The sequence below is a fragment of the Peribacillus sp. FSL K6-5616 genome, assembly GCF_038008245.1.
GTDB classification, from domain to species: Bacteria; Bacillota; Bacilli; order Bacillales; family DSM-1321; genus Peribacillus; species Peribacillus frigoritolerans.
Genome location: NZ_JBBOYT010000001.1, coordinates 4,827,452 through 4,853,906 on the forward strand (window position 1 = coordinate 4,827,452; position 26,455 = coordinate 4,853,906).

The 26,455-nt window shown below is 42.6% G+C and carries 28 protein-coding genes; 2 read left to right on the forward strand and 26 right to left on the reverse strand.

Annotation, left to right across the window (positions count from 1 at the left end; genetic code table 11):
- Window positions 1-26 precede the first annotated feature (26 nt).
- From MHB45_RS23415 to ssb, 4 genes are all read right to left on the reverse strand, one after another.
- On the reverse strand, window positions 27-1,643 hold the full coding sequence (locus MHB45_RS23415) for an ABC transporter substrate-binding protein (RefSeq protein ID WP_072272238.1): 1,617 nt from the start codon (window positions 1,641-1,643) through the stop codon (window positions 27-29).
- A gap of 42 nt (window positions 1,644-1,685) precedes the next feature.
- A complete protein-coding gene (locus MHB45_RS23420) occupies window positions 1,686-2,654 on the reverse strand; it encodes an ABC transporter ATP-binding protein (RefSeq protein ID WP_057278171.1) in 969 nt (322 codons plus the stop codon).
- On the reverse strand, window positions 2,635-3,639 hold the full coding sequence (locus tag MHB45_RS23425; protein WP_152908346.1) for an ABC transporter ATP-binding protein: 1,005 nt from the start codon (window positions 3,637-3,639) through the stop codon (window positions 2,635-2,637). Before MHB45_RS23425 ends, MHB45_RS23420 begins: the two co-directional genes overlap by 20 nt.
- A 437-nt stretch (window positions 3,640-4,076) precedes the next feature.
- The gene (ssb, locus tag MHB45_RS23430) at window positions 4,077-4,439 is read right to left on the reverse strand and encodes a single-stranded DNA-binding protein (RefSeq protein WP_048685802.1); all 363 of its coding nucleotides are present in this window, start codon (window positions 4,437-4,439) and stop codon (window positions 4,077-4,079) included.
- A gap of 359 nt (window positions 4,440-4,798) precedes the next feature.
- Here ssb and MHB45_RS23435 point away from each other — a divergent pair, with 359 nt between their 5' ends.
- On the forward strand, window positions 4,799-5,233 hold the full coding sequence (locus MHB45_RS23435; protein WP_034315749.1) for a YwpF family protein: 435 nt from the start codon (window positions 4,799-4,801) through the stop codon (window positions 5,231-5,233).
- A 114-nt stretch (window positions 5,234-5,347) separates the two neighbouring features.
- Here MHB45_RS23435 and MHB45_RS23440 read toward each other — a convergent pair whose 3' ends face one another.
- The 8 genes from MHB45_RS23440 to MHB45_RS23475 form a co-directional block, all read right to left on the reverse strand.
- Window positions 5,348-5,647: a hypothetical protein gene (locus MHB45_RS23440; RefSeq protein WP_048685804.1), complete on the reverse strand. Its 300-nt coding sequence runs from the start codon at window positions 5,645-5,647 to the stop codon at window positions 5,348-5,350.
- A gap of 287 nt (window positions 5,648-5,934) precedes the next feature.
- On the reverse strand, window positions 5,935-6,363 hold the full coding sequence (gene fabZ / locus MHB45_RS23445) for a 3-hydroxyacyl-ACP dehydratase FabZ (protein ID WP_034315755.1): 429 nt from the start codon (window positions 6,361-6,363) through the stop codon (window positions 5,935-5,937).
- Between the two features lie 127 nt (window positions 6,364-6,490).
- On the reverse strand, window positions 6,491-6,745 hold the full coding sequence (locus MHB45_RS23450; protein ID WP_053087418.1) for a DNA-directed RNA polymerase subunit beta: 255 nt from the start codon (window positions 6,743-6,745) through the stop codon (window positions 6,491-6,493).
- A gap of 168 nt (window positions 6,746-6,913) precedes the next feature.
- Window positions 6,914-7,756: a flagellar hook-basal body protein gene (locus tag MHB45_RS23455; protein WP_072272237.1), complete on the reverse strand. Its 843-nt coding sequence runs from the start codon at window positions 7,754-7,756 to the stop codon at window positions 6,914-6,916.
- Between the two features lie 48 nt (window positions 7,757-7,804).
- Window positions 7,805-8,644, reverse strand: a complete 840-nt coding sequence (locus MHB45_RS23460; protein WP_048685810.1) for a flagellar hook-basal body protein — start codon at window positions 8,642-8,644, stop codon at window positions 7,805-7,807.
- Window positions 8,645-8,921: 277 nt separating this feature from the next.
- Window positions 8,922-9,923 (reverse strand): rod shape-determining protein, encoded by a 1,002-nt coding sequence (locus tag MHB45_RS23465; protein WP_048685812.1) that lies wholly within the window; start codon window positions 9,921-9,923, stop codon window positions 8,922-8,924.
- 308 nt (window positions 9,924-10,231) lie between these two features.
- On the reverse strand, window positions 10,232-10,504 hold the full coding sequence (gene spoIIID, locus MHB45_RS23470) for a sporulation transcriptional regulator SpoIIID (protein ID WP_034315767.1): 273 nt from the start codon (window positions 10,502-10,504) through the stop codon (window positions 10,232-10,234).
- A gap of 434 nt (window positions 10,505-10,938) precedes the next feature.
- On the reverse strand, window positions 10,939-11,892 hold the full coding sequence (locus MHB45_RS23475) for a peptidoglycan DD-metalloendopeptidase family protein (RefSeq protein ID WP_253350145.1): 954 nt from the start codon (window positions 11,890-11,892) through the stop codon (window positions 10,939-10,941).
- A 153-nt stretch (window positions 11,893-12,045) separates the two neighbouring features.
- Here MHB45_RS23475 and MHB45_RS23480 point away from each other — a divergent pair, with 153 nt between their 5' ends.
- A complete protein-coding gene (locus MHB45_RS23480) occupies window positions 12,046-12,471 on the forward strand; it encodes a VanZ family protein (RefSeq protein ID WP_048685818.1) in 426 nt (141 codons plus the stop codon).
- Window positions 12,472-12,491: 20 nt separating this feature from the next.
- Here MHB45_RS23480 and spoIID read toward each other — a convergent pair whose 3' ends face one another.
- The 14 genes from spoIID to MHB45_RS23550 form a co-directional block, all read right to left on the reverse strand.
- Window positions 12,492-13,529 carry a stage II sporulation protein D gene (gene spoIID, locus MHB45_RS23485; protein WP_237766575.1) on the reverse strand — a complete coding sequence of 346 codons (1,038 nt, stop codon included), beginning with the start codon at window positions 13,527-13,529 and terminating at the stop codon, window positions 12,492-12,494.
- A 202-nt stretch (window positions 13,530-13,731) separates the two neighbouring features.
- Complete coding sequence (gene murA, locus MHB45_RS23490; RefSeq protein WP_034315774.1) at window positions 13,732-15,033, reverse strand: UDP-N-acetylglucosamine 1-carboxyvinyltransferase; 1,302 nt, start codon at window positions 15,031-15,033, stop codon at window positions 13,732-13,734.
- 32 nt (window positions 15,034-15,065) lie between these two features.
- Entirely contained in the window at window positions 15,066-15,815 is a 750-nt protein-coding gene (locus MHB45_RS23495) for a YwmB family TATA-box binding protein (RefSeq protein WP_048685820.1), read from the reverse strand.
- A 158-nt stretch (window positions 15,816-15,973) separates the two neighbouring features.
- The gene (locus MHB45_RS23500; protein WP_034315776.1) at window positions 15,974-16,216 is read right to left on the reverse strand and encodes a DUF1146 family protein; all 243 of its coding nucleotides are present in this window, start codon (window positions 16,214-16,216) and stop codon (window positions 15,974-15,976) included.
- A 149-nt stretch (window positions 16,217-16,365) separates the two neighbouring features.
- Window positions 16,366-17,892, reverse strand: a complete 1,527-nt coding sequence (gene nuoN, locus MHB45_RS23505; protein ID WP_340908116.1) for an NADH-quinone oxidoreductase subunit NuoN — start codon at window positions 17,890-17,892, stop codon at window positions 16,366-16,368.
- Between the two features lie 3 nt (window positions 17,893-17,895).
- Complete coding sequence (locus tag MHB45_RS23510) at window positions 17,896-19,419, reverse strand: complex I subunit 4 family protein (protein WP_072272234.1); 1,524 nt, start codon at window positions 19,417-19,419, stop codon at window positions 17,896-17,898.
- Window positions 19,416-21,287: an NADH-quinone oxidoreductase subunit L gene (nuoL, locus tag MHB45_RS23515; protein ID WP_072272233.1), complete on the reverse strand. Its 1,872-nt coding sequence runs from the start codon at window positions 21,285-21,287 to the stop codon at window positions 19,416-19,418. The genes MHB45_RS23510 and nuoL overlap by 4 nt, the downstream gene beginning before the upstream one ends.
- A gap of 34 nt (window positions 21,288-21,321) precedes the next feature.
- Window positions 21,322-21,636, reverse strand: a complete 315-nt coding sequence (gene nuoK, locus MHB45_RS23520) for an NADH-quinone oxidoreductase subunit NuoK (RefSeq protein WP_034315785.1) — start codon at window positions 21,634-21,636, stop codon at window positions 21,322-21,324.
- Window positions 21,633-22,151: an NADH-quinone oxidoreductase subunit J gene (locus MHB45_RS23525; protein WP_048685826.1), complete on the reverse strand. Its 519-nt coding sequence runs from the start codon at window positions 22,149-22,151 to the stop codon at window positions 21,633-21,635. The genes nuoK and MHB45_RS23525 overlap by 4 nt, the downstream gene beginning before the upstream one ends.
- The gene (gene nuoI / locus MHB45_RS23530; protein ID WP_048685828.1) at window positions 22,148-22,567 is read right to left on the reverse strand and encodes an NADH-quinone oxidoreductase subunit NuoI; all 420 of its coding nucleotides are present in this window, start codon (window positions 22,565-22,567) and stop codon (window positions 22,148-22,150) included. The genes MHB45_RS23525 and nuoI overlap by 4 nt, the downstream gene beginning before the upstream one ends.
- Before the next feature lie 33 nt (window positions 22,568-22,600).
- Window positions 22,601-23,608 carry an NADH-quinone oxidoreductase subunit NuoH gene (nuoH, locus tag MHB45_RS23535; protein ID WP_048685830.1) on the reverse strand — a complete coding sequence of 336 codons (1,008 nt, stop codon included), beginning with the start codon at window positions 23,606-23,608 and terminating at the stop codon, window positions 22,601-22,603.
- Window positions 23,609-24,706 (reverse strand): NADH-quinone oxidoreductase subunit D, encoded by a 1,098-nt coding sequence (locus MHB45_RS23540; protein ID WP_048685832.1) that lies wholly within the window; start codon window positions 24,704-24,706, stop codon window positions 23,609-23,611.
- A gap of 5 nt (window positions 24,707-24,711) precedes the next feature.
- Window positions 24,712-25,971, reverse strand: coding sequence for an NADH-quinone oxidoreductase subunit C (locus tag MHB45_RS23545; protein ID WP_072272232.1), 1,260 nt, complete (start codon window positions 25,969-25,971; stop codon window positions 24,712-24,714).
- Window positions 25,972-26,448 carry a NuoB/complex I 20 kDa subunit family protein gene (locus MHB45_RS23550; protein WP_170946902.1) on the reverse strand — a complete coding sequence of 159 codons (477 nt, stop codon included), beginning with the start codon at window positions 26,446-26,448 and terminating at the stop codon, window positions 25,972-25,974.
- Window positions 26,449-26,455 lie beyond the last annotated feature (7 nt).

Sequence of the window (26,455 nt, forward strand, 5' to 3'; positions counted from 1 at the left end):
GACTCCATACTACCCGGTTCGTACGGTTAATTTTCTAGAGAAACATTAACAAGGGATTGTGAACCAGTTGGATGTGGAACAAACCCTTTGACCGTCTTAGATCCGGCTAACTGCGGTAAAGAGTGTACAAGCGGAACCCATGGAGCTTCATCATGGATGATTTCCTGGGCTTTTCCATACAACTCATTACGCTTGGCTTCATCTGCCGTGGACTGGGCTTCGATCAGCAATTCATGGACTTCATCGTTTGCGTAACGGGCATAGTTGTTGGAGCCGATATTATCTTTATCCAATAATGTATAAAGGAAGTTATCCGCATCTCCATTATCGCCTGTCCAGCCCATCATGAAGGATTGGGCTTCACCAGCCTGCACTTTCTCTAAATATGCAGCCCATTCGTACGAAACGATATTCGCTTCGATGCCGACTTGTTTTAGGCTTGCTTGAATGGCTTCAGCCACTTTTTGACCATCCGGCATATATGGACGCGGTACCGGCATTGCCCATAGATCCATTTTAAATCCGTCTTCAAGTCCAGCTTTTTTCAGCAGTTCTTTCGCTTTTTCTACATCGTAATCATAGTCTTCAATTTTGTCATTGTAGCCAGAAACGGATGGAGGCATAGGATTCTTGGCAGGCTCTGCTGTGCCTTCATAAAAATTATCAATGATTTCCTTTTTGTTGATCAAATGCGAGATGGCTTGTCGCACTTCTTTCTTGTCGAATGGTGCTTTCTCAACATTGAAAGCAAAGTACCCGACGTTCATGGATGCACGTTCGAATATTTGCAGTTTTTCATCTCCTGTAACCTTACTGATATCACTTGGGTTCAACCCGTCCATCAGGTCTATTTCACCCTTGATTGCAGCATTTAAACGTGCAGAGTTATCTTTAATGACCTTAAACGTGACTCCATCAAGTTTAGGCAGTCCATCTTGCCAATAATCATCGTTTTTCACCACTTCAATCGTATCGCCAGGTTTCCATGATTTGAACTTGAAAGGACCTGTACCAGATGGGTTTTTAGTGAAGTCGTCACCCTCTTTTTCAATTCCATCAGGACTGGCTATGGCAAATGTAGGCATGGCAAGGTTTTTCAGGAACGGCGCCTGCGGACGGTTCAAAGTGAATTCCACCGTGCTGGCATCGATCGCTTTTACTTCTTTGATAACATGACCCTCATCACCTTCAAATCCTCCGAACATGGAGGCATAGTACGCAAATTTCCCTTCATCCTTACTTTGTGCCCATCGTTGAAAGTTTTTTACGACCGCATCTGCATTGAAATCCGTACCATCATGGAACTTGATTCCGGTTTCCAATTTGAATGTGTATGTTTTCGCGTCATCTGACACTTCCCATGACTTTGCAAGACCCGATTTGATTTCCGTATCATCTTCCCCATATTTCACAAGCGTTTCAAAAATCTGCTGAGTGACGATGAATGATTCCCCATCGGTTACGATTGCTGGGTCAAGACCGACAGCATCTCCGCCTTTACCGTATATCAATACGCCGCCCTTCGCTTCACTAGATCCCCCTTTACCATCATCTTTCTCTTTTGATGTAGACGAGGAGCATCCCGCAAGCGCTAGCGAAAGAGCCAGGATACCAGTCAGCAACAATGCCAATGTTTTCTTCATATTCTTCCCCCTTATTATTTGCGAATTTATGTATACGTCGTGTCAATTGTATAAATGACAAGCAACGTAGTGACCAGGTTTATGTTCAGTCAGGATTGGCTTGTCCGTATTGCATTCTGCCATCGCCTTCGGACATCTCGTATGGAATGGACAGCCGCTGGGCGGGTTTGATGGGCTTGGAACATCTCCCTGCAGGATTACCCTATCCCCCTTATATTCCACATCCGGAATGGGCACGGCCGATAATAAAGCCTGCGTATATGGGTGAAGCGGATTTTCATAAAGCCCTTCACTTTCCGTCAATTCAACAATATGTCCAAGATACATGACACCGACACGGTCGGAGATATGCCTTACCACTCCAAGATCATGAGCAATGAACAAGTAGGTCAAATCAAAATCTTCCTGCAAATCCTGCAACAGATTCAAGACCTGGGCTTGAATCGACACATCCAGTGCAGATACCGGCTCATCGGCAATGATCAGTTTGGGGTTGACTGCAAGTGCCCTCGCGATGCCAATACGCTGCCGCTGGCCCCCGCTGAATTGATGCGGATACCTTTTAGCATGGTAACTGCTTAGGCCAACGACCTTAAGAAGTTCCTGTACACGGGCCTTTCGGGCTTTTTTATCTTTAACCCCGTGGACGATGAGCGGTTCTTCCAAAATTTTTTCAATAGTATGCCTGGGATTGAGGGAGGCGAATGGGTCCTGGAAGACCATCTGCATTTCACGGCGCATCTTTCTCATTTCACTGGAAGATAAAGCTGTCAGGTCCTTTCCTTCGAAATAAACATTGCCCTCGCTCGGCTCAAGCAATCGAAGCAATAACCTTCCCGTCGTAGACTTTCCGCAACCGCTTTCACCGACAAGTCCCAAGGTTTCCCCTTTATAAATGGAAAAAGACAAACCATCGACTGCCTTAACCTCGCCAATGGTCTTTCCCAGAACCCCTCCTTTTATCGGAAAATGCTTCTTTAGGTTTTCTACCTTAACCAATGTTTGATTCATGCAAGGAAGCTCCTTTCCCATCTTCATACAGCCAGCAGCGAACATGCTGGCCCTCATCGAATTCCAATAGAGACGGGGTCTCATTCATACATTGCTCCATGGCATGGGAGCAGCGGGGTGCAAACTGGCACCCGAGGTTGCTTGTCCCAGGCTTTGGCACATTACCCGGTATCGAGTAAAGGCGCTCTTTCTTTATTCGCATATCGGGAATCGACTGAAGTAAACCAACCGTATAAGGATGCTTAGGGTTTTGGAAAATCGTTTGCACATTTCCTTCCTCAATCACCTTGCCGGCATACATGACAATGACACGTTCACACATTTGCGCCACTACCCCAAGATCATGGGTAATCATCATGATTGCCGTGTCTGTTTCTTTATTTAAATTCTTCATTAACTCCAGGATTTGTGCCTGGATCGTCACATCCAATGCCGTTGTCGGTTCATCGGCTATAAGGAGTTTAGGCTCACAAATCATGGCCATCGCTATCATGACCCTTTGTCTCATTCCGCCAGAAAGCTGATGCGGATACTCTTTGAGCAATTCCTCGGCACGGCCAAGCCCAACCAGCTTCAACATTTCCACAGCTCTATTTCGTGCCTGCTTTTTATTCCATTTTTTATGTATCCGAAGCGTCTCGACCAACTGCTCGCCAATAGTGAATACGGGATTCAAGCTTGTCATCGGTTCCTGAAATATCATCGCTATATCATTCCCGCGAATTTTTCTCATTTTCGCTTCAGAGGCATTTGCGATGTTTTCTCCTTTAAAAAGGATTTCCCCCTCCACCTTACCAGCCGGTGAAGAAACCAAACCCATGATGGACAGAGAAGTTACGCTTTTTCCGCATCCCGATTCTCCTACAATCCCTAAAACCTCACCAGGATTGACATGAAAATCGATTGAATTCACGACAGGGATTACCCCATCGTCCGTACGAAAACTGGTTCGAAGCCCATTAACCTTAATAATTGGTTCGTCCATCAAATCACTTCCTATATATAACTTATTTTCCATTATATTATTGGGTTTATTATTGCATCAAAATTAAAATATTACAATATATTTTCTAAAAATTCTAATTTAACAGAATTATTTTTTATTTTTTTCTATTTACACACATTTTGGCACAAAAAAAAGACTGCTTATTTGCAGTCTTTACAAGGAGGAAATCATATAACTCGATTTTTTTGAGGGTAAATCGGGGTTTCCAGCGGAGAAGAAGCTATATTAGCTTTGGGGAATGAATGGATGAAAAGTAATTCTATCTACTACTGCCGAGTTTCATAAAATATTCCTGTAATTCTATGCACTGGTTATTCATTATGGTCATATAAATACTTTTTTGTGTTTCAAATTTAACTCTACCTTTTCTTAAAAACATTGTTAAGCAAGCTTGCATGCCCAACCTTCACGTAACACTATAAACCAATATGTTCAAAATCTTTGGGCTTACCATCATGTTGTTTAGTTCCGATGAATTGAACCCTCTCGGCGACCACTTCAGTTACATATACATATTTACCCTCCTGATTTTCGTATCTTCTTGTTTGTATTCTGCCAGTTATACCGATTATGGCTCCTTTTTTACAATATTGAGCAGTATTTTCAGCCGACTTTTTCCATATGATACACTGTACAAAGTCTGCCTCATAGTTACCGACAGTATTACGGAAGTTCCGGTTGACTGCTAATGTGATATTCGAAACAGCCTTGCCATCGGGTGTGTATCTTAATTCTGGATCCTTCGTAAGCCTGCCGACGAGGGTAACTTGATTAATCATTTTTTCACTCCTTCCTCTTTAATTGCTTTAATCATACGCTTTCTTCCATCGATTAAAAAATGGAGGAAATGTTCTTATTACACCATTTTTCTTTATAAAAAAACGTTTGGATTGGTGCAAAAACATTTTTTAGTGATTAAAATCAGGTAAAAAACGAATAGTTAACAAAATTAAATATTTTGCAAATTTTTATTCCATCCTTCATAATTTAGACAAATGTTGGGTTTTCATTTCATTAAGGGACTTTTTTTTAGTATGATATAATTACCTTTAAAAGGATTAATCGATATGTACCCTTTCAAAATTTACGTTTAAGAGAGGTAATCGCCGCTCTTTCTTGCAAGAAACGGAGGAATTAGATGAAATCATTCAAATTGATCTCGTTGCAAATTGTTACTGAAAATTTAAACTTGATTGATATTGCATTAACAGATGGATTGATTATAAATAAAGAAAACGACGCTAGATCATGGTTACTGGAAGCCTTTGTCGAAGAAAAACATTTCAAAGAGCTTGAACCCTCACTTCCCGATATAGATGGAGAGGTGTATATCCAGGCAGTCATTACCAAAAAGGACAATGAACCGGCTTTGTTTCAAACTGTCTTACGTACAATAAGAAAAGTGGGCAATCACTATAGCCTTTTATTCGTTGGTCATATCCAAAAAACACGGAGCAAATATGCAGAACTCCTTCTAGAAGATTTGGTCCAAAAGGGTCTCGTCGGCGATGAACTTATAAAAGAGTTCAAGCAAAAAATCCGCTCAAAGCCTAAATTAGCAACTAATAAATAAAAAACCTTCCCTTAATTTCCATCCCCTAATCGAATGCACATAAAAAAGACTGACTTAGACGGATAAGGATATTAATCCTCTTTTGCCTAAGCAGTCTTTCTCATTCTGTGCTAATTACTTATTTTTGTCGTCATTTTTATCAGGGTCTTCAATCAAGTCATCGGCATCATTATCGACGTTATTATCGTCGTTTTCAAGCAATCCATCATCATTACCGTTCATGCCGTTATCATCCGTACCATTGTTATCATCTGTACCGTTGTTATCATTCACGCCATTGTTATCATCTTCTATGATGTTGTTATCTTCTTCTGGTGCGGGATTGTTGTTGTCATCATTATCCGTTCCACATCCAGCAAGGAACATAATAGATAATAAAGATCCCCCAAGTAGTGCAAAAATTTTCTTCATCATTTTTGGCAACCTCCCTTCTTTCTTTATCATTAGGTATTTTGCCCGAATGTGAAAATAACTTGCGTCCTATTTTAAATTTAAAAAGAAAATCTGCTTTTTGGAATTAAACATTAAAAAATACCGGACATAATAATGTCCGGCATTCAAAGGGAGAATAGAAAGATCTAAAAACCGCTCTTGCTTTAAAAAAGCAATGCAGTGCTTTTTATATACACCGCTTCACGATTCCTTAAACCACTTTTTGAAAAATAGTTAAAACATTCCATTCCCATCACGGGAAAAGAATCTTATTTGTCACCAAAGGCAAACATGATATCGGCCTCACATGCTGTTTCCCCATCAACCGTTGCCACCGCTTTCCCTTTACCCATTGACCCTCTCATACGCACTATTTCCACTTCCAGACGCAGCTGATCACCTGGTTTAACTTGCTTTTTAAAGCGGCAATTATCAATCCCAGCGAAAAATGCAAGCCGGCCTTTATATTCTTCTTGTTTCAAGACGGCTACAGCGCCAACCTGCGCTAAGGCCTCTACAATTAAAACTCCAGGCATAACTGGATAATCGGGGAAATGGCCATTAAAGAATTCTTCATTTGCCGAGACATTCTTCAATCCAACCGCTCTTTTCCCTTCATCAATTTCTATGATCCGATCGACTAATAAGAATGGGTAACGATGCGGAATAATTTCCTTTATTTGTGTGATATCAAGCATACTTGTTCCTCCTATGACTTAAATATTTCAAACATAACGTAAACTCGCCCCTGTCATCTAGACAGAGGCGTAGTTGCCATGAAATATAAATCCGTTAACGACAGCAACTACTTCAAAAAACATGGAACTACGCGCCCTTGTTCACTATATCAAAAATATGGGTCCATGTGGATTTTTGGAAAACATCCATTGCATGTCCTCCGCCAATCACACTATATCCTAATAGTGCCCCGGATAATACAGCAATGAAAATCAATCCGATAACAATGAGTAAACGAAGCCAAATTGGCAAAAGACGGACCTTGATCCTACGATTCGGTTTCGCCTCAACTTCCTTTATCTCTTCTTCAATTTGTTGTCTCATTACACGATTTTGTTCCATATAGAATGTGAAAGCTCCTTTTAAGAAAACTCGCCGACTGATTTCCCCGATACGCCAGAAATTCAGCAGCTATGCAAAATGGTCGGCACGAATGATTTCTCTTGTTATGAATTCATTATAACCGATTTGCTCTAATTCCGCAGGGAGACATTTTATTTACCAGTTACCTTAACGGATTCCATTGACTAATCCGCTCATTTGATCAGCCATCGTTACCGCCCGGGATTGAAATTGGTAAGAGCGCTGAACATTGATTAAATCCGTCATTTCTTTGGAAAGATCGACATTTGAGGACTCCAGAGTACCTTGACGGACTGCTGCCTGGTTGCGGGAATCCCCTGTTAATGCAGTCATGATATCGTCTTCCGTAACACCCAAGGCAGTGAAGTTTTTGGGCAGGCCAAGTAAATTCCCGCCTAGCCGGTCAAGAAATTGCAGTTTCTTTACCGAGACTATTCCGAGCCCAAAACTCTTTTCGCCATTTTCTTCCGTATCCACTATCAATAAGCCATTTTCCAAAATCTTAATGTCTTTAATATTTCCCTCTATGAGGATCGGTTCACCATTTTCATCAAGTACTTTATGTCCAGCAGAGGTGACAAGCATCATTTGGTCGTTAGCATTGGGGGATAAATAAAAGGCACCATCCCTTGTAAGCCTTGTATTGACCCCATTATCGTCCTGAACGCTTACGGTGAAGAATTGGTCATCCCGGGTGAATGCGGCATCAAGGTTGCGGTCCGTCGTCTTTAAGGCACCCTGTGAAAGCACCAATTGAGATTGGCTTATCATAGCACCTGTTCCCTGCCGGATGCGAGGTGCGGTCAACCTTCCTTTTTCCTTTGTCTCACTCGGTTGATTATTGAAACTCTGTGTCAATAAGTCATTGAAGCTCGTTTGGGTCTTTTTGTAGGCTGTCGTGTCCACATTCGCGATATCATTACTTATTTGATCGATTTTACTTTGAAGCTGGTTCAGCGTATTCGTCGCCGTCATCATCGTCCGGTTCATGGTTTTTCCCCTTGCAGTTCAAATTTCCGAATTTCACCTACTGCTCAATTAAAGCCTGCCAACTTCATTGACCGCTTTATCCAAACTTTTATCATAGGCTTGAAGCACCTTCTGACTCGCTTCAAAAGAGCGGTATGCCGACATCATTTCTGTCATCGTTCTCGATTGGTCAACATTGGAGCCTTCCAGAAAGCCCTGCTCAGTGGAAAAACTGACATCCGCAGCCGCGTATGCGCTAGGTAAATCCCCATCATTCACAGCCTTATATAGGCCTTCGCCATCTTTCATGAGCTGTAATGACGGATCATCCGAATAACCGATCCCCAAACGTGCGGTTTGAACATTTCCTTCTAAAATAACACCGTTTTCCACTACTGTGAATCGATCGCTATCAAGCTGGATCTTTTCATTATTTTCGTTCAATACATAATGACCGGACGGCGCAGTCAGATAACCTTGCCCATCCAGGGTGAAACTGCCGTTACGCGTATAACGGATAGCACCATCGCCATCCTGGACAGTAAAAAACACCGAGCCTTGCCGACCCGTTTCCTCATTGATCGGTAGGTTTTCATCAACAAGGGAAATATCCGTATTAAGCTGGGTTTCCTCCAATGTGCCCTGTGTAAATAAAGGATTCGCCTCCTGTACGTAAACACCCGTACTGAGCCCCCCAACCTGGAAAAAGTTAGACATGCTCAATTTGCTCTCCGTGGGAACCGTTTCACCACCCATGCTGCTTATGAGCATTTCAGGAAAAGACCTTACACTCAATTGATCAGCTTTATACCCTGTTGTATTCGCATTGGACATATTGTTTGTGAGTAATTCCGTGCGCCTTTGCTGTGCAAGCATCCCGGAAGCAGCCGTATAAAAACCTCTTAACATCTTCTTCACTCCCCAATCTACATAACTTATCCGTTCAATATCTCATATCTATCTTATCGGTCATGAACTTCAGTATCTTAAGGAAAAGGCGAAGCATTAGGCAGAAGAATTTGTCATATCGTAGGCTAGGTCAAATTTAAAGGAATGGTGTCAAATTCTCGACTAAAAGAAGAGGGCCTATTGCTCATCAGTACTGGAACTGCACGCACTTTCACTATGCCTCACGTTTGTCTGAACCTTAGACCCCTATCTTATGATGCGGATTTCCACCCGCTTTTTAGTTGAATTTGTGCCGTGGCAATTTATCCATATTATCAAGCATGATACCGGTTCCGATTGCTACACAATCCATCGGCTGCTCGGCAACGAGCACCGGGACCTTAAGTTCTTCAGCAAGAAGTAAATCAATCCCGTGAAGCAAGGCTCCCCCGCCGGTTAAAATGACGCCGCGGTCGATGATATCAGCAGAAAGTTCTGGCGGCGTCCGCTCAAGTACGCTTTTTGCAGCTTGTACAATGATGGAAACCTGCTCGCGAAGAGCCTCCTCAATTTCTTCAGAATTGACCGAAATGGTTCTAGGCAATCCCGATACCATATCACGCCCACGGATATCGATGACTTCATTACGAGATCCAGGGAAGACGGTTGCAACCTGGATTTTAATGTTCTCCGCTGTACGTTCACCAATCAGGAGCTTATACTTCCGCTTGATATAATGTAATATTTCATTATCGAATTTGTCACCGGCCATTTTAATGGATGAAGATGTAACGATATCCCCCATTGAAAGAACGGCAATATCCGTTGTACCCCCGCCAATGTCCACGACCATATTGCCGCTTGGCTGAAAAATATCCATACCGGCACCGATAGCAGCCACTTTCGGCTCTTCTTCAAGGTATACTTTCTTCCCGCCGCTTTTTTCGGCAGCTTCTTTAATCGCCTTTTGTTCGACACTTGTTATGTTGGTCGGGCAGCAAATTAAAATTCTAGGCTTTGAAAGGAAGCCTTTCACATTCAATGTATTGATAAAATGCTTAAGCATCGATTCTGTTACATCGAAATCTGCAATGACACCGTCTTTTAAAGGACGGATTGCGATGATGTTTCCTGGAGTACGGCCTACCATTTTTCGAGCTTCTTCCCCGACGGCAAGAACACGGTTCGTATTCTTATCAATCGCCACTACCGAAGGCTCATTTAACACAATTCCTTTACCTTTGACATGTATAAGAACATTGGCTGTTCCAAGATCTATCCCAATATCTCTAGCAAACATTTCTTAAATCCTCCTTGAATATCCTCACATATAACCTACTTCTGTCCTAATTGTTTATTTTACCATATTGCATTGACACAAGTAAGTATGAATTATAAATAAACACTAATACAGACTATTATTTCCTATTTTGACAATATGTAAAAAAAATCAATGCCCAATGTACTACCTTACCGTATTTTCCCATAAAAAAAATTCCGGCATGGAACCGCAATCAAGGTTAAGAAAAAGCTGACACTCACTTTCATGTCCCCTTATTCATTCCCCGATAGCCCGATTACTTCCCAATTGCCGGAATGATTCAAGTATCATTTAACGATTTCTTCTTCTCTTTCAGAACGTTTGTATTTTAATTTTGTCGCTTCTCCACCTCTAAGGTGACGAATGGATTTATGATAATCCAATATATCCTTCACTTCGTTAGCCAAATCAGGATTAATTTCTGGCAGCCTCTCAGTTAAGTCTTTATGCACTGTGCTTTTAGAGACTCCGAACTCTTTTGCAATGACGCGGACTGTTTTTCTAGTTTCCACGATATACTTTCCTATCTTGATAGTTCTTTCTTTGATGTAATCGTGCACACCACTCGACCTCCCCAAATTGGATGTGAGAAGTGTGAAATGAGATTCGTATTTTTCGAATCGAATACCGCTGCCCTATAAACAATGAAAGATAGAATTATTCACCTATTAGATAATTTGTAATAAACGATTCCTCACCTCAAACACTCTCTTTGCATGGTTTATAACATCTTATTAGCTTGGTTAAGAATATATGCCTAATGGGACAGGAGGTTTGGATATATTTCTGATTTTCATCTGTTTATTTTCATTAAACGTATATTATTTCCCGAGAAATTTGTCAGAAATTCAAAGGTTTCAGCATATTGGCCAATATTTCCACGAAAGAAAAAAAGAAGCCGTTCTAAGTGAACGGCCTCCTTTTACCAAATTTTCAGTTGTTGTCATTCGTAACGCTCTAGGTTTTTGTTTTGATTTTATTAAAAATCTTAATCTTAATTAGATTGATTTAACGAATCTTTTAAGGAATCGCTTTCTTCAGTTGTATCTTCACCAGGGACAGAGCCTTCCTCATCAGTGCCACTCTCTAAATCAGTGCTCTCGTCAGTTTCGTCAACTGCAGGCGTTTCTTCTTTGTCAGCTTCAGATCCTTCGACTGCAGGTGTTTCTTTGTCAGCTTCAGACCCTTCGACTGCAGGCGTTTCTTCTTTGTCAGCTTCAGATCCTTCGACTGCAGGTGTTTCTTCTTTATCAGCTTCGGCATCAGTTGCAGATTGGATCGCAGAAGCTTGTTTATCAACAAAATCAAGTGGGTTTAACGCAATGTTATCTTTTCTGATTTCGAAGTGGACATGTACGCCAGCCTCTTCATTGATTTGGCTTTTTCCGGCTGTAGCTATTGCTTGTCCTTGTTTCACTTTGTCACCGACTGCAACCTTAATGTCTTTAACAGATTGATAACGAGTAACGACGCCATCTTCATGCTCTACTTCAACTAAATTTCCAAGTAACGCATCGTCTTGGACTTTCGTTACATTTCCACTTAAGGAAGCTTTTACATCGAAAGACTTTCCATCTTCCATTGCAATGTCTATACCTTTGTTTTGCTCATATCTATTGTTGTAGAAAACCAATGCTTCTTCTTGTGCCTTTTCATCCGCATTCACATCATAAAACTGTTTCTTGATAACCGATTTGTCTGCATCGGCTACAGGCATCTTGATTGTCTCAAGATTGCTATTAACCTCTACAGAAGGCTCACCATAGTTTTTTCCTGTTTCAGCCGATTCCTCTTTGCCATCTTTAGCTGAATCATCAAAACTATTTTGTAATAAGAAGGCCGCGGCTAAGATTATGGCTGCACTTGCGATATAGATTGCTGATAATGCCCAACGTTGTTTTAGTATACGTCGGATTGTGGAAGTTGATTTCTTTTCTTCCTCTCTCATATTAATCACCTCAGCAATCATTCTGAACATTTTGTTAAAATTATATACATTCAGGAAAAAATTTTTTTTGGATTTATTTTGTGGAAATGAAACCGATTTTATTCGTAGAATGGTAAAATGTTTGGTATCTTACTGTTGAAGGATGTTTAAATCATGAAAAAAGCTTTTAAACTTGTGTTAACGTCATTGCCTTTTCTATATATGATTGCCGTTTGGATAATGTCGAGCAACCCCGATGATATGATTCTTGATCTTCCCTCATCCTCATTTGACCGATTTATCAAAGAGGCACTTCATCTGGTCGAATTTGCCCTTTTGTATATATTATTTGTTTCGGCACTTGCTGCACACCAAAAACTGAGACCTGGTTTAAGCCTGTTGGCTGCCCTTCTAGCTTGCCTTTATGGAGTGATTGATGAATACCATCAATCTTTCGTCCCGTACCGCTCCTCTAGCTTAATAGATGTCATTAAAGATATCATTGGAGTAGCTGCAGTTTATTTTCATGTCCAATATCATTATTTCAAGCGTAAACGGGGCTTTTTGACCTTGATAGAAAAATTAAACGAAAAGAAATGAGAGATGGGAATTCCCATCTCTCATTTTTTTGCCGTCATCGTATTCAGCCACTTACTTGAAGACTGGACTTTGACGCCTTTATAATAATATTTCACGATGTCTTCATAGGTTTTCCCTTCCCTGGCCATGCCGTTAGCACCGTATTGGCTCATTCCAACTCCGTGTCCAGATCCTTTTGTCGTGATCACAATCTGGTTGCCTTGACGCTCCCAGTCAAAATCGGAAGATGTCAGCCCGAGCTTCTCACGAATCTGTTTTCCTGTCATTTTCTTTCCTCCGATATCCACTACACCTACGCGATTACCTGATGTTCTTTCAATGACAGTTCCTATGGATGCTCCCGAAGAAAGACTTACACCCAATTTATTTTCAAAATCTGCAGAGTCGACTACTACTTTATTATAAAACTTTGGTGATTCTTCTTTATCCCATGGACTGGATACACTTTTTAAATAGGGAAATTCAGCTTGCCAATAGTCCTCGGAATTCTCCGTATAGCCATTGCTTGTCGAAAAAAAAGTGGCAGTAATCGGTTTTCCTTCATAGGTTAAGATTTGACCCGCCGTTTCTTTTATGGCCTTGTTAATTTTTTGCATTTTCCATTTATAATCAGAGCCCCACTGTTTTTTCAGCTCATCATTATTCTTATAAACTTGGTGCATGACCGTATCGCTTACATCGGCACCATCCGGCAAGCCTAATCGACTTTCGCTTATGAGCTGATTGACAATATAGGTTCTCGCCGTCAACGCTTGTGCTTTCAGCGCTTCTTCTTCAAAATCTGCTGGCATTTCAGCTGCAACCACACCACTCAAGTACGATTCAATCGGCAGTTTTTCAATCTTTTTTGCAGATGTGCGGTAAACGGCAACTTCTACGGAACTCATTTCATTTGCTGCTACCTCTTTGCCCTCATTCTTGCCTTTACTTTCCAATTGCTCGGTCAACTGCCCACTTGTCTTATCATTTGAAAATGGAAGCACAAGCACTGCCGGAATCATGATAATTACGAATGCTACTGCTATGAATAGTACGACCATCGGTTTGATTGCTTTCAAATTCCTGAGCCTCCCTACACTTGTTTTCTCTGCCGTATAATCGTATCCAGCAGGTATCTTTACATAACAAATGTATGTCGAAGGACAAGCATTTATGAATAGAAAAACGACAACTATTTAACTGTCGACCAAGAATCCGGAACATGATAAAAAAAACCATTCACGGTTCGGAGACTCGAACGTGAATGGTTTTATAAGCTACTTATGCGTTTAAATCTGCAATTTTTTTTGTTTCAGCAGGCACATCTTCGTTAATACGTTCCACATCAGCACCTAGAGATGCCAATTTACCATGGAAATTCACGTAACCTCTGTCAAGATGCTTCAATTCTGTAACACGTGTAATGCCATCTGCAACCAATCCAGTCAGGATGAGCGCTGCCGCGGCACGTAAATCTGTTGCAGCTACTTCAGCACCTTGAATGTTAGTTGGACCATTAACGATAACGGAACGGCCTTCTATTTTTATATTGGCATTCATGCGACGGAATTCTTCAACATGCATGAAACGGTTTTCGAAAACGGTCTCCGTAATCATACTTGTTCCTTCAGCACGCAGTAATAATGCCATCATTTGCGATTGCATATCAGTCGGGAAACCAGGATGCGGCATTGTTTTGATGTCAATGGCCTTCAAGGTTTTTGGACCGATAACGCGTAATCCATCTTCTTCTTCAAGAATTTTAACGCCCATTTCCTCCATTTTAGCAATAAGGGAAGTAAGGTGTTCAGGTACAGCTCCTTGAACAAGAACATTGCCGCCAGTAAGAGCGGCCGCTGTCATGAATGTACCAGCTTCGATACGGTCAGGTATAATCGTATGTTCAGTGCCATATAATTTATCGACACCTTCGATTCTCATCGTACCAGTACCGGCACCTCTGACTTTGGCACCCATTTTATTAAGGAGATTCGCAAGATCTACAATTTCAGGCTCTTTGGCCACATTTTCAAGAATCGTAATACCTTCAGCAAGCGTAGCAGCCATCATGATGTTTTCGGTGGCACCAACACTTGGGAAGTCAAGATACACTCTTGCACCCTTAAGTCTGCCTTCTACCTCGGCATCAATGAAACCATTGCCGACCTTCACTTTTGCTCCCATCGCTTCAAAGCCCTTTAAATGCTGGTCGATAGGACGTGATCCGATGGCACAGCCACCAGGAAGAGCAACGCGGGCCCGGCCATTCCTTGCCAGTAATGAGCCCATCACTAAAACGGAAGCTCTCATTTTACGTACATATTCAAATGGTGCTTCTTCTAATAACTCTCTTGATGCATCTACAGTTACTTGATTGTCATGAAAGGCAACATCTGCATTTAAGTTGCGCAATACTTCATTGATTGTATATACATCGGAGAGCGTAGGAACATCTTTAATGATACTTTTCCCATCACTTGCTAATAATGTTGCAGCGATAACTGGCAAAACGGCGTTTTTAGCACCTTCTACTTTAACTGTCCCGCTAAGCCTTTTTCCGCCGCGGACGATGATTTTTTCCAAAAGTATTCCCCTCCGCGTCCATTTTCTCTATATTAATATTCAAACGTTATGATTGGTGTGCCAACTACAAAGTTCGTTCGGTCACCCAATCCTTCTGTCCGTAGCCCAAACTGCAAATTTAATTTTTCTTTTGTCAAAGGTTGTTTAAACAAAGTTGAATGTGCAGATATAGATGTAAAGTTTGTTTCGTGCACACTCTCAATTTCCCTTGCTTGGAACATATCTAACAGGTCTTCAGTTTTAGAGTTTAAAACCGAATCCATATTATCATTGATAGACCCTTTAATACAAGAAAAAATTGAAGGAGTTCCTATAAATAGGTCATTCACCCTGTTTTGGAACGTAGCGGTAAAAAAGGCATTATTGGCTTTCTTCCACTTTTTCCCCTTCACTTCGTAAATAACATAGGTAACTTTATCAAATTTCTCTTCCGTTGTCATTATTTTGATAGACTCGGTCAGACCTGAATCGACATTGTAAGTTAACGCCTCAGCCTTCCAGCCGGAAGCATCATCTTTCCGGTGCCATTGAAATTGAGGGTATTTTCGTTTTAAAGCTGTAACTTCGCTTTCAAACTCTTGTTTAGTTGTAATCTCTTTATTTATTTCTCTAGTGAGTACAGACCAATCCCCTATGTCTAAATCTTTATCTTCCTGTAACAGTCCCACCATTTTAACTATATCTGGTTTACTTTCTGCCACAATCGTACTATTCCCAATTAAAATCACCATCAAACCGAGAAATACTATGTATGTTAACATTTTTTTATTTAAAAAATACATGTTAAATCCCTCCCCTTTTACACATTCTTTCCATAAGGAGAGAGATCATACTTCGATTTTTCCGACAATTGGTGACACCTTCCCCTTAAACTTGAAGGAAGCAATAGCGAATGCAAGAGTAGAATCATATTTTGCTATAAGAAAAGTCTTACAGCATATCAGTCATTACTAAACATATACGGAAGTTGGTTTGCAAATCCCAGGTAGTCGAGGAAGAAATTACTTACAACTGAACCGATGGCAACCGTTAATAAAATATATAATACCCTGGCCTTGATGACCGAATTGGATCTTAACATTTTATCAAAATGTAATGCCTGTAAAGCCCACCAGGTAACTGCAATGAAAAACAAGTGTGCAATTATTCCTGTTAAAGCCTGCTGTCCCATTGCTGAAAACATGTACATACCTCCTAAAAGACACCCGAATTCTATTCTAACACAAAACCCCTTCATATTTGGAATTAAAAAGGAAGAATTGCAAAATATCTTTTTAAAACTGTAAATAGAGGCTTGATCCAATGGAACAAGCCTCTGATACAGGCATTATATCATTTACTCGAAATAAAGTCTGTAAAATCACCAAATTGATCATGAATAAAATCAAAGGCAATATTGGGCGCCACCCCGAAAAGTATGGTGCCTATTACGCATATGATCAACACGGCGTAAAGACCCGGACGGATTTTAATGACCTTCTCTGAATGAATCGGTCGGAAAAAGACCTGCACCAATAATCCGAAATAATACACATAGGACACAATGGTACCTGCAATCATGATTCCCGCAAGGACGAAATGTCCAGGCTCCGTTATGAATGTCCCAAGAAAAATATTGAGCTTGCCTATGAAACCTGTCGTCCCGGGAATTCCAGCAAGCGACAGGATGAATACGGTGAATGCCATGGCAAGATACGGGGATTTCCTCCCCAGTCCTGCAAGAATGCTGATATCTTCGGACCCACTTTGACTGGAAAGCAGCTGAATGACTGCAAATACACCGATATTCATTAATACATAAGCCGTTAGGTAAAACCAGACAGTATCCAGGAGGAAATATCCCCCGCCCAATGTTGCCACCGCCACAAGCAGGTAACCCGCATGGGCGATGCTTGAATAGGCAAACATTCGTTTTAAATTTTGCTGCCTTAACGCAACCACATTTCCAATGATGATCGTCAGCCCCGCCAATGAAGCTATATAAATATTATTTTTATCCAAAAAATCGAGCGCCCCGAACGTATCACCGGAAGCTGTTAGGAACAACGAAAGAAAAAGGCGCAGGATGATGACGAAACCCGCCATTTTCGAAATTACGCTCAAGAAGGCTGCGACCGGTGTCGGTGCCCCTTCATAGACATCCGGCGCCCACATATGAAACGGTGCGGCAGCTATCTTGAAGGATACACCGACAAATACCATGAAGAAAGCGAGCCCCATGATGTATTGCAGCTGCCCGTCCGTCATCGCAGCCATCGTCCTGCTCATTTCGCCTAGATTGACGGAACCGGTCACTCCATATAAATAGCTCATCCCGAATAAAGTGATTGCTGTGGAAATGCCTCCGTTTATCACATACTTCATGGACGCTTCGTTGGACTTCCGATCATGCTTGCGCATTCCGACTAATATATAAGATGAAAGTGAAAGAAGTTCCAGTCCAACGAACAGCGTGATCAAATCACCGCTTGAGGACATGACCATCGCTCCAAGCAAAGCGGTCAGGAACAGATAATAAAATTCCCCCCGGTGCTCCCGCAGCCCCTCTTTCGGTTCATATCCTTCAGCCAGAAGGATGATCAGGGCCGCTCCGAATAAGAGTAGCAGCTTAAAAGCTTTTGCAAATGAATCTAAACGAAACGTATCGGATAAGATACTGACTGTCTCAAAGGATAGCAGGCTAATCAGTGACAAACATGCCAAAATGATTCCGGTTAGCGCGAGCCATGCCAGTTTTCTCCGATTAAAGTGCTTCGGCCAGAATAAATCCAGTATCGAAAGAATCATGGTCGTTCCAAGAATGATGAATTCAGGCATCATCGCTCCCCAATCATAAGAAAGCATCGTGTTCCAATCCATCCTTCATCGCCCCCCTAGAGCAAGCATCATGGCTTCAATCGTTCCTTGAAGAGGCCCGCCTAACAAATTTGGGTATACCCCAACAGATATTATCAAACTGAGAAGAACCAACGCCGGAAAAAACTCCCAGCCCCTTATGTCCCATTTCTCTTTTTCTATCAAGCTATCATTTTTCCCGAAAGTCATAAGCATGACCGCCCTCAGTACATAAACAGCGGTTAATACCAGCCCGATCACCCCTATTGCCGCAAGCATCGGCTGACTCTTGAATAAGCCAAGAAATACCATGAATTCACTGATGAAGCCGGACATGCCAGGCAAACCGAGTGAAGCCATTCCGCAAGCTAACATAAACCCTGAAAAAATCGGCATCGACTTGGCCAGCCCTCCAAGCTTAGGAAGCATCGTGGTTCCTGTACGTTCATACAACACTCCCACCAAGAAAAACAACAAAGCAGCAATTAGCCCGTGTGAGATGACTTGAAAAATAGCTCCCTGAATGCCCGCTTCATTCAAGGCTCCCAGCCCCATCATGACGATACCCATATGCGAGATTGATGAGTAGGCTAAAACAAGCTTGAAATCCGTTTGTACCAATGCCAGAAAAGCACCATATAAAAAACTGAGGACCCCAAATAGGACAATGGTAAAGGCCAAGCTTTTATATTGTTCAGGAAATATCCCCATTCCAAACCGGATGATTCCGTACGCCCCAATTTTCAATAAGACACCGGCATGTATCATGACTATGGATGGGGGTGCTTCTGCATGGACCCGCACCATCCAGCTATGAAAGGGAAAGACCGGCAGCTTTATCGCAAATGCCACGAGAAATGCAAGACATAAACCATATTTCATCGAACCGGATATGGGTGCAAAAAGCGAAACGCCGCCCATTGTCATCATCTGTGTCAATGCTGCAATGTTGGTCGTACCTGTCCTGGCAAACAAAATCAAAATGGCCACCAATAAAACAGCCGAACCAATGCCATTATAGATCAGAAAACTATAAGAAGCTTTCTCCCTCTCCAGAAAGCCCCATCTGCCAATTAAAAAGAAAGCAGAAATCAAAGTCATTTCGAAAAAGATGAAAAAAAGGATCAAATTTTCTGCCGTGAAGACACCGAGCATTCCCATCTCCAGGATCAAAAATAATAAATAATACCCTTTCCATTCTTTTTTTATATAAATGGATGCGATTGCGGCCAGTGATGAAATGATTGTTGTCAGTAATATGAAGATGAGACTTAAGCCATCCAGCCCCAACTCAAAATCAACCGTGAAGAGCTTGGGATCATACATCTCCAAATTTCCAAACCTGATCCAATTCAACTTAATGTCAAATATGGATAGGGCCACATCCGAATAATATTGGCTGCAAAGAAAGAATGATAGGAAAAGGGGAGGCAGTGTTCCGAAAAAACCAAATTGTTTAATCGTCCTTTCCTCTTTTTTCGGCATGAGGGCAACCATCACGATGCCCAGCAGCGGTGAAAACACTAAAAGCGAGAGCAAATAGACATTCATCTTAGATACCCCCCAGTTACTGCAAAAATCACCAACAGTACCGCAAGTCCCAGAAAGGCTATCATGCCATATTGCTGTACCTGTCCCGTTTGCAGTTTAGACCCTATTTTCCCCAATCCTTCTATTGAACTTGTTACAGTGGAAACAAGGCCACCGACAATGAACCTTTCAATATAAGATAGGAATATACTAAAGCCTTTGATTGCATAGCCTGCAGTAAAATGATAAATCTCATCAATGTAATACTTATTTTCCAAAATCCTATATACCTCGGAGTTTTCTTTGACAAGCCATTCCCGAGATAACTTCTTTTTAACGTATATCATATAAGCAAGGTAAATCCCGGCCAGCGACACAAGCACGGCCATCAACATTATCCAAACGGGCCCCTCACTATGGCTGGCGCCTAGAAGAGCTTCATTTCCCTCCACAAGCCACTCCCCAAGAAAAGTTCCAAACCACGGTGTTTGGATATACCCACCGATTACAGCAAGCAAAGCCAATGCAAGCATGGGAATTAGCATGATGAAAGGTGATTCCTTGACCTGTTCTGCTTGACTGCGTGAATCGCCTGCAAACATCATGAAAAACAGCCGGAACATATAAAACGCAGTTAAAAAGGAGGTAACCACCGCTAGACCAAACAATATATAACTACCATTCTCCCAAGCTGCCATTAGAATTTCATCTTTACTGAAAAAGCCCGAGAGCAACGGAAACCCCGATATCGCCAACGTGCCAGTCAAGAACAGCGGACCGGTCCAATTCAACTTACGCCATAATCCGCCCATTTTTTCCATATCCTGTGTATGTATAGCGTGAATAACACTGCCTGCTGCCAAAAACAGCAAAGCTTTAAAAAAGGCATGGGTCATTAAATGAAACACCCCGGCCACATATCCCGAAGTACCCAAAGCAAGCATCATAAAACCAAGCTGAGAGATGGTCGAATAGGCCAATACACGCTTAACATCCTTTTGCACTATGGCAATGCTTGCGGCAAATATGGCTGTAATCCCACCTGTTATGGCCACTACCTGCATCGCAGCAGAACTAGCCATGAATAACGGAAACATGGCCGCCACCAGGTATACCCCTGCAGCAACCATGGTTGCTGCGTGTATCAATGCGGAAACCGGAGTCGGGCCTTCCATTGCATCCGGAAGCCATGTGTGAAGTGGAAATTGTCCAGACTTCCCAACCGCACCGATAAAAATCAAAATAGCGATTAATGTCAGTTTTTCACTTGATATCACGCCCGACTGAACGGCTTTAAAGATCTCGCCATATTCAAAGCTGCCTGTTTCCCAGAATAGAAGAATGATGCCGATTAATAGCCCTACATCCCCAATCCTGGTCATGATGAATGCCTTCTTCGCCGCAGCCTTAGCTTCCAATTTATAAAAGTAAAAACCAATGAGCAGGAAAGACCCCACCCCGACCAATTCCCAGAAGATATAAAGTTGTAATAAATTGGGTGCCATGACTAGTCCAAGCATGGCAAAGGTGAAGAAGCCCAGATAAGCATAAAAAATGGAGAATCGCACTTCACCCTTCATATACCCCTTCGAATATATCTGGACAAGCAGGCTGACAAGGGAAACGACCACAAGCATCAAGGCATTGAGCTGATTGATTTCGAATCCAGCTGAAAGTTGCGTCCCTCCGAAGGAAAGCCAATCTATCGATATATTATAAGTAGGTTCTTTAAATCGCTCGATCAGGACAAGCAACGATAAAACGAACGAAGCCACTGTACATATTATTCCTATAAAAGCCCCTCGTTCCCGCAACCGCCCGCCTGATAGAAGCAGAACCAGAAACGTGACGAGTGGAAAGATCGGTATGAGCCATGCGTGCTCCATCATCGTATCAAATCCCCTTCTTCAATTATATAAACCTTCAATTCTTCATCATTTCCATTTCATCGACATTGACCGTCTTACGATTGCGATAAAGGGACATTAGTATGGCCAGCCCTACAGCCGCCTCGGCTGCAGCGATCGTAATCGTGAATAAGGAAAAAACTTGACCCGTTATGGATGGCGTTACCCCGAATTTACTGAAGGCCACTAAATTGATATTTGCAGCGTTCAGCATCAGCTCGATTGAAATCAAAACAATGACCGCATTTCTTTTCGTCAAGGCACCATACAGCCCTATACAAAACAAAACGAGTGCCAATACAAGGTAAGCCGACAAAGGGACTCCCGTCATGATCGATCTCCCTCCTCATCATCTTTTTTAGCCAATACGATGGCACCGACTAAAGCAACAAGCAGGAGTACCGACATCACTTCAAATGGAATTACATATTTTGAAAAAAGTTCGATTCCTATTTGCTTTGTATTTTCCTCATGCAACGCCGTTGGCTGTACAGGTATATCCAGATTATAAATCCCAAGATACACCGCTACGGCAAATCCTGCAATCGCTGCCAGCAAGGAGAAATTCCCCCAGCCCCCTTTAGCCGGTGCATCATTTTCCTGGTGTTTTGTCAGCATAATCCCGAATAGCATCACGATCGTAATTGCCCCTGAATAAATAAGGATTTGGACAATGGCGACAAACTCTGCCGAAAGCAACATATAAATGCCTGCAATGCCCAAGAAAGTAAAAACAAGTGCGATAACCATGTGCACCACTTTTGTTAAGGTAATCAGCAACACCCCGCCAACTATCGCGACAAGTGCCAAACCAATAAAGGCAATTAATTCACCCGACAAACTCATACTTTATTCACCTTCCGGATATTTTCATCATTTTCATCCAGCCACTCCAGGTTTTTAAATAGATGATCACGGCTATACTCGGCCAGCTCGAATTGATTCGTCATCACGATCGCTTCTGTAGGGCAGACCTCCGTACATAAATCACATAAAATGCAAATCTCGAAATTGATGTCATACGTATCGATGATTTTCCCTTTTTTCGACGGGTCCGGATGTTTCTTACCAGTTAATTGAATACAATCCGTTGGACAAATCGTCACGCATTGATTGCATACTATACACTTTTCAGGATAGAATTTTTGGATTCCGCGAAATCGGTCAGGGAGCGGAAGCGGCTCATTCGGGTAGTCATAGGTCACTTTTTTCCTCGTCAAGTTCTTTAATGTATAGGTTAAACCTTTTGCTAAACCAAGCATATAAATCCCTCGCTTTCCGACCAGCTTAAGTTTCTAAAAAAGGTTAAGCAATTCTTTTATTAGTGCCGTCAAAAATATATTTGCCAATGCAACCGGGAGCAGCACTTTCCATCCGAATTCCATCAATTGATCAGCCCTTATACGAGGAAAGGTTACACGGATCCAGACCAATATATAGAATACGGCACTGAACTTCAGACCAAACCAGATGGCCGCCGGAATAAAATCCAAAAACGGAATAGAATTCCATCCTCCTAAAAATAATACAGTGGTTAGCGTTGCCATTGCAAACATATACACATATTCGGATAACATAAAGAAGGCCCAGCGAAATCCAGAGTATTCAACATGATAGCCTGCAACAAGTTCGGATTCCGCTTCCGGAAGGTCAAAAGGAACCCTGTTCAACTCGGCAACCGATGCAATGAAAAACACGATGAACGCAACCGGCTGAAGAAAAATGAACCAAACCTTTTCCTGGGCTGCAACTATATCATTCAAGTTTAAACTGCCTGTTATGAGGACGATGCCCACTAGCGACATCACCAAAGGGATCTCATAAGATATCATTTGCGCGGCTGCCCTCATTCCGCCAATCAAAGAATACTTATTATTGGATGCCCAACCTGCAGTGACGATGCCGATGGTAGATATGCCGGAAATCGCCATATAATAAAGCAGTCCGACACCTATATCAGCAAATTGGAAGGCATCGGTGAACGGCAAGGTGGCAAGGACCATGAAAGCGGGAGCAAAAGCAATTACCGGAGCTAAAATATATAACGGCTTATCAGCTTTCTTGGGTATCGTATCTTCCTTGATCAGAAGTTTCAAAACATCAGCAACGGTCTGCAAGAGACCCCATTTCCCTCCAATTTGGTTTGGGCCGACACGCATCTGCATGAATCCCATGATTTTACGCTCTGAAAGGATTCCATAGGTTACAAACCCTAATACGACAAACAGGAGCAGGACTGCCAAACCAAAAAAAATGCCAAAATTCAGTAGGCTTGGAGCGGAGTGGAGAAGATCCTTGATCATTTATCCATCCACCTCCCCTAACACGATATCGATTGCACCTAAAATCGTTATCAAGTTCGCCATATTTTCCCCCTCCAATAATTTCGGAAGAATTTGCAGATTATAAAACGAAGGTCTGCGAAATTTCAAGCGGTATGGCTCCTTTTTCCCTTCACTCGCGATATAACAGCCTATTTCCCCTCTTGGTGATTCAATTCGGACAAATGCCTCACCCTTAGGAACCTTTATTATTTTAGGGACCTTAGCAAGGACCGGCCCTTCTGGAAATTGCTCAACCGCCTGCTCGATGATTTTCAGTGACTCTTCGATTTCTTCCATTCTACAATGATAGCGTGAAAAGGCATCACCCTCTTCCCTTGTAGGAACATCGAATGTGAACCTGTCATAAATGGAATATGGTTCATTTTTCCGTAAATCCCACTTCACACCTGTACACCTTAAGTTGGCACCGCTAAGCGAATACTGCAAGGCTTCTTCCTTCGTATAGATGCCCACCCCTTTAACCCGATTAACAAAGATTTCATTCCCTGTCACAAGCTCATGGTAACCGGCAAGCTGCTCCCTCATATAAGGGACAAACTCGGCAACCTTCGCAATCCAGTCTTCAGGAGCATCCCATTTCACACCTCCGACACGCATATAATTGAATGTTAGGCGTGCCCCTGACAATTCAGTCAATAAATTAACGATCATTTCACGTTCTCGGAATGCGTAAAGGAAAGGACTCGTCGCACCTATATCCAGCAAGTATGTACCCCACCAGACGAGGTGGCTTGCAACTCTGCCCAATTCCATTGCGATGACCCGCAAATATTCTGCCCTTTCAGGGATCTCCACCCCCATCATCGTCTCAACAGCATGGCAAAGCACATAATTATTTGTCATTGCCGCCAGATAATCGAGCCGGTCGGTATATGGGATTATTTGTGTATATTGCAGATTTTCCGCTAGTTTTTCCGTACCGCGATGCAGATACCCAATGACAGGTGTAGCCTCTTTGATAATCTCACCGTCAATCTTGATGACAAGCCGAAAAACACCATGTGTACTCGGATGCTGCGGCCCGACATTGAGAAGCATTTCTTCCGTCCTTAACATAGGGCTTATACCTCCACATCATAAGGCTCATAATCTTTTCTAAGGGGATACCCTTTCCAATCTTCCCCAAGTAAAATCCGCTTTAAATCAGGGTGTTCATAAAAGTTAATGCCCAATAAATCATACGCCTCACATTCTGGCCAATTGGCACCTGACCATAATGGGACCAATGATGGGATAACGGGAGTATCCCTATCAAGCTTCACCTTCAAGGCAACTGATTGGTTCATTTTGAATGAGTGTAAATGTACATAGATTTCCATATGGGATTCAAAATCCGTACCATGAAGTTCCGATAAATACGAAAAATCAAGCTGTTCATCGTACCGCAGAAATTTGGCTATTGAAAAATATGTATCCGGATTGGCCACTAAAGTGGGTACATCTTTTGATAGTCTATTAATATAGTTCTCTAATAATGCCCCTTGTCCTACATGGCTTTCAATAGCAGAAACAATTTGATCAAGTTTCGACTGATTTGGGGAAATTTCGCTAGGGGTGTCAACTTCCTCGCTTTCCTGTACAGCAGCCCTGTTCTTCGCAGCAGCAGCCGCTTTCGCTTTGGCAGCGGCTGCTGCCTTCGCCTTGGCCGCTGCCGCCGCCTTTTCGTTCGCTATATCCAATTCACTCTCCGGCTTTTCTGCCGCTTCTGCTTTCGCTTGTTTTCGGGCCAATGCCGCTGCTTTCGCCTTTGCCGCTGCCGCCGCCTTTTCCTTCGCTGCATCCATTTCGCCTTCCGGCTTTTCTGCCGCTTCTGCTTTCGCCTGTTTTCGGGCCAATGCCGCTGCTTTCGCCTTTGCCGCTGCCGCCGCCTTTTGCTTCGCTGCATCCATTTCGCCTTCCGGCTTTTCTGCCGCTTCTGCTTTCGCCTGTTTCCGGGCCAATGCCGCTGCCTTCGCCTTGGCCGCTGCCGCCGCCTTTTCCTTCGCTATATCCATTTCACCTTCCGGCTTTTCTGCCGTTTCTTCTTTCGCCTGTTTCCGGGCCAATGCGGCTGCCTTCGCCTTGGCCGCTGCCTCTGCTTTTTGCTTCGCTATATCCATTTCACCTTCCGGCTTTTCTGCCGCTTCTTCTTTCGCCTGTTTTTTGGCCAATGCGGCTGCCTTCGCCTTGGCCGCGGCGGCCGCCTTTTCCTTCGCTATATCCATTTCACCTTCCGGCTTTTCTGCCGCTTCTTCTTTCGCCTGTTTTCGGGCCAGTGCTACGGCCTTTGCCTTGGCCGCGGCCTCTGCCTTTTGCTTCGCTAAGTCTTCCTTTTCACTCATCTATATCACCCGCTTTCCGGTTTTCGCCTCATAACGGATTTTTTCTTTTAATTTATTGATCCCGTAAATAAGTGCAGCTGGGTTTGGGGGACAACCCGGTATATATACATCGACAGGTACAATTTGATCTACCCCTTTGACCACTGAGTAAGAGTGAACATAAGGCCCGCCAGCAGTTGCACAGGAGCCCATTGCAATAACCCATTTCGGTTCTGGCATTTGTTCGTATAATCTACTTATTATTGGAGCCATTTTTTTCGTTACCGTTCCTGAAACAATCATGACATCCGATTGTCTGGGGGATGTCCGAAAAAAAGAACCAAATCGGTCCAAATCATAATGAGAGGAGCCGACACCCATCATTTCAATTGCACAACATGCCAAACCGAAAGTCATTGGCCAGAGTGAGTTACTTCTAGCCCAGCCTTTTATTTGTTCAAGTGTGGATAAGAAAATACTGTGGCGCATTTCTTCCATTTCTTTA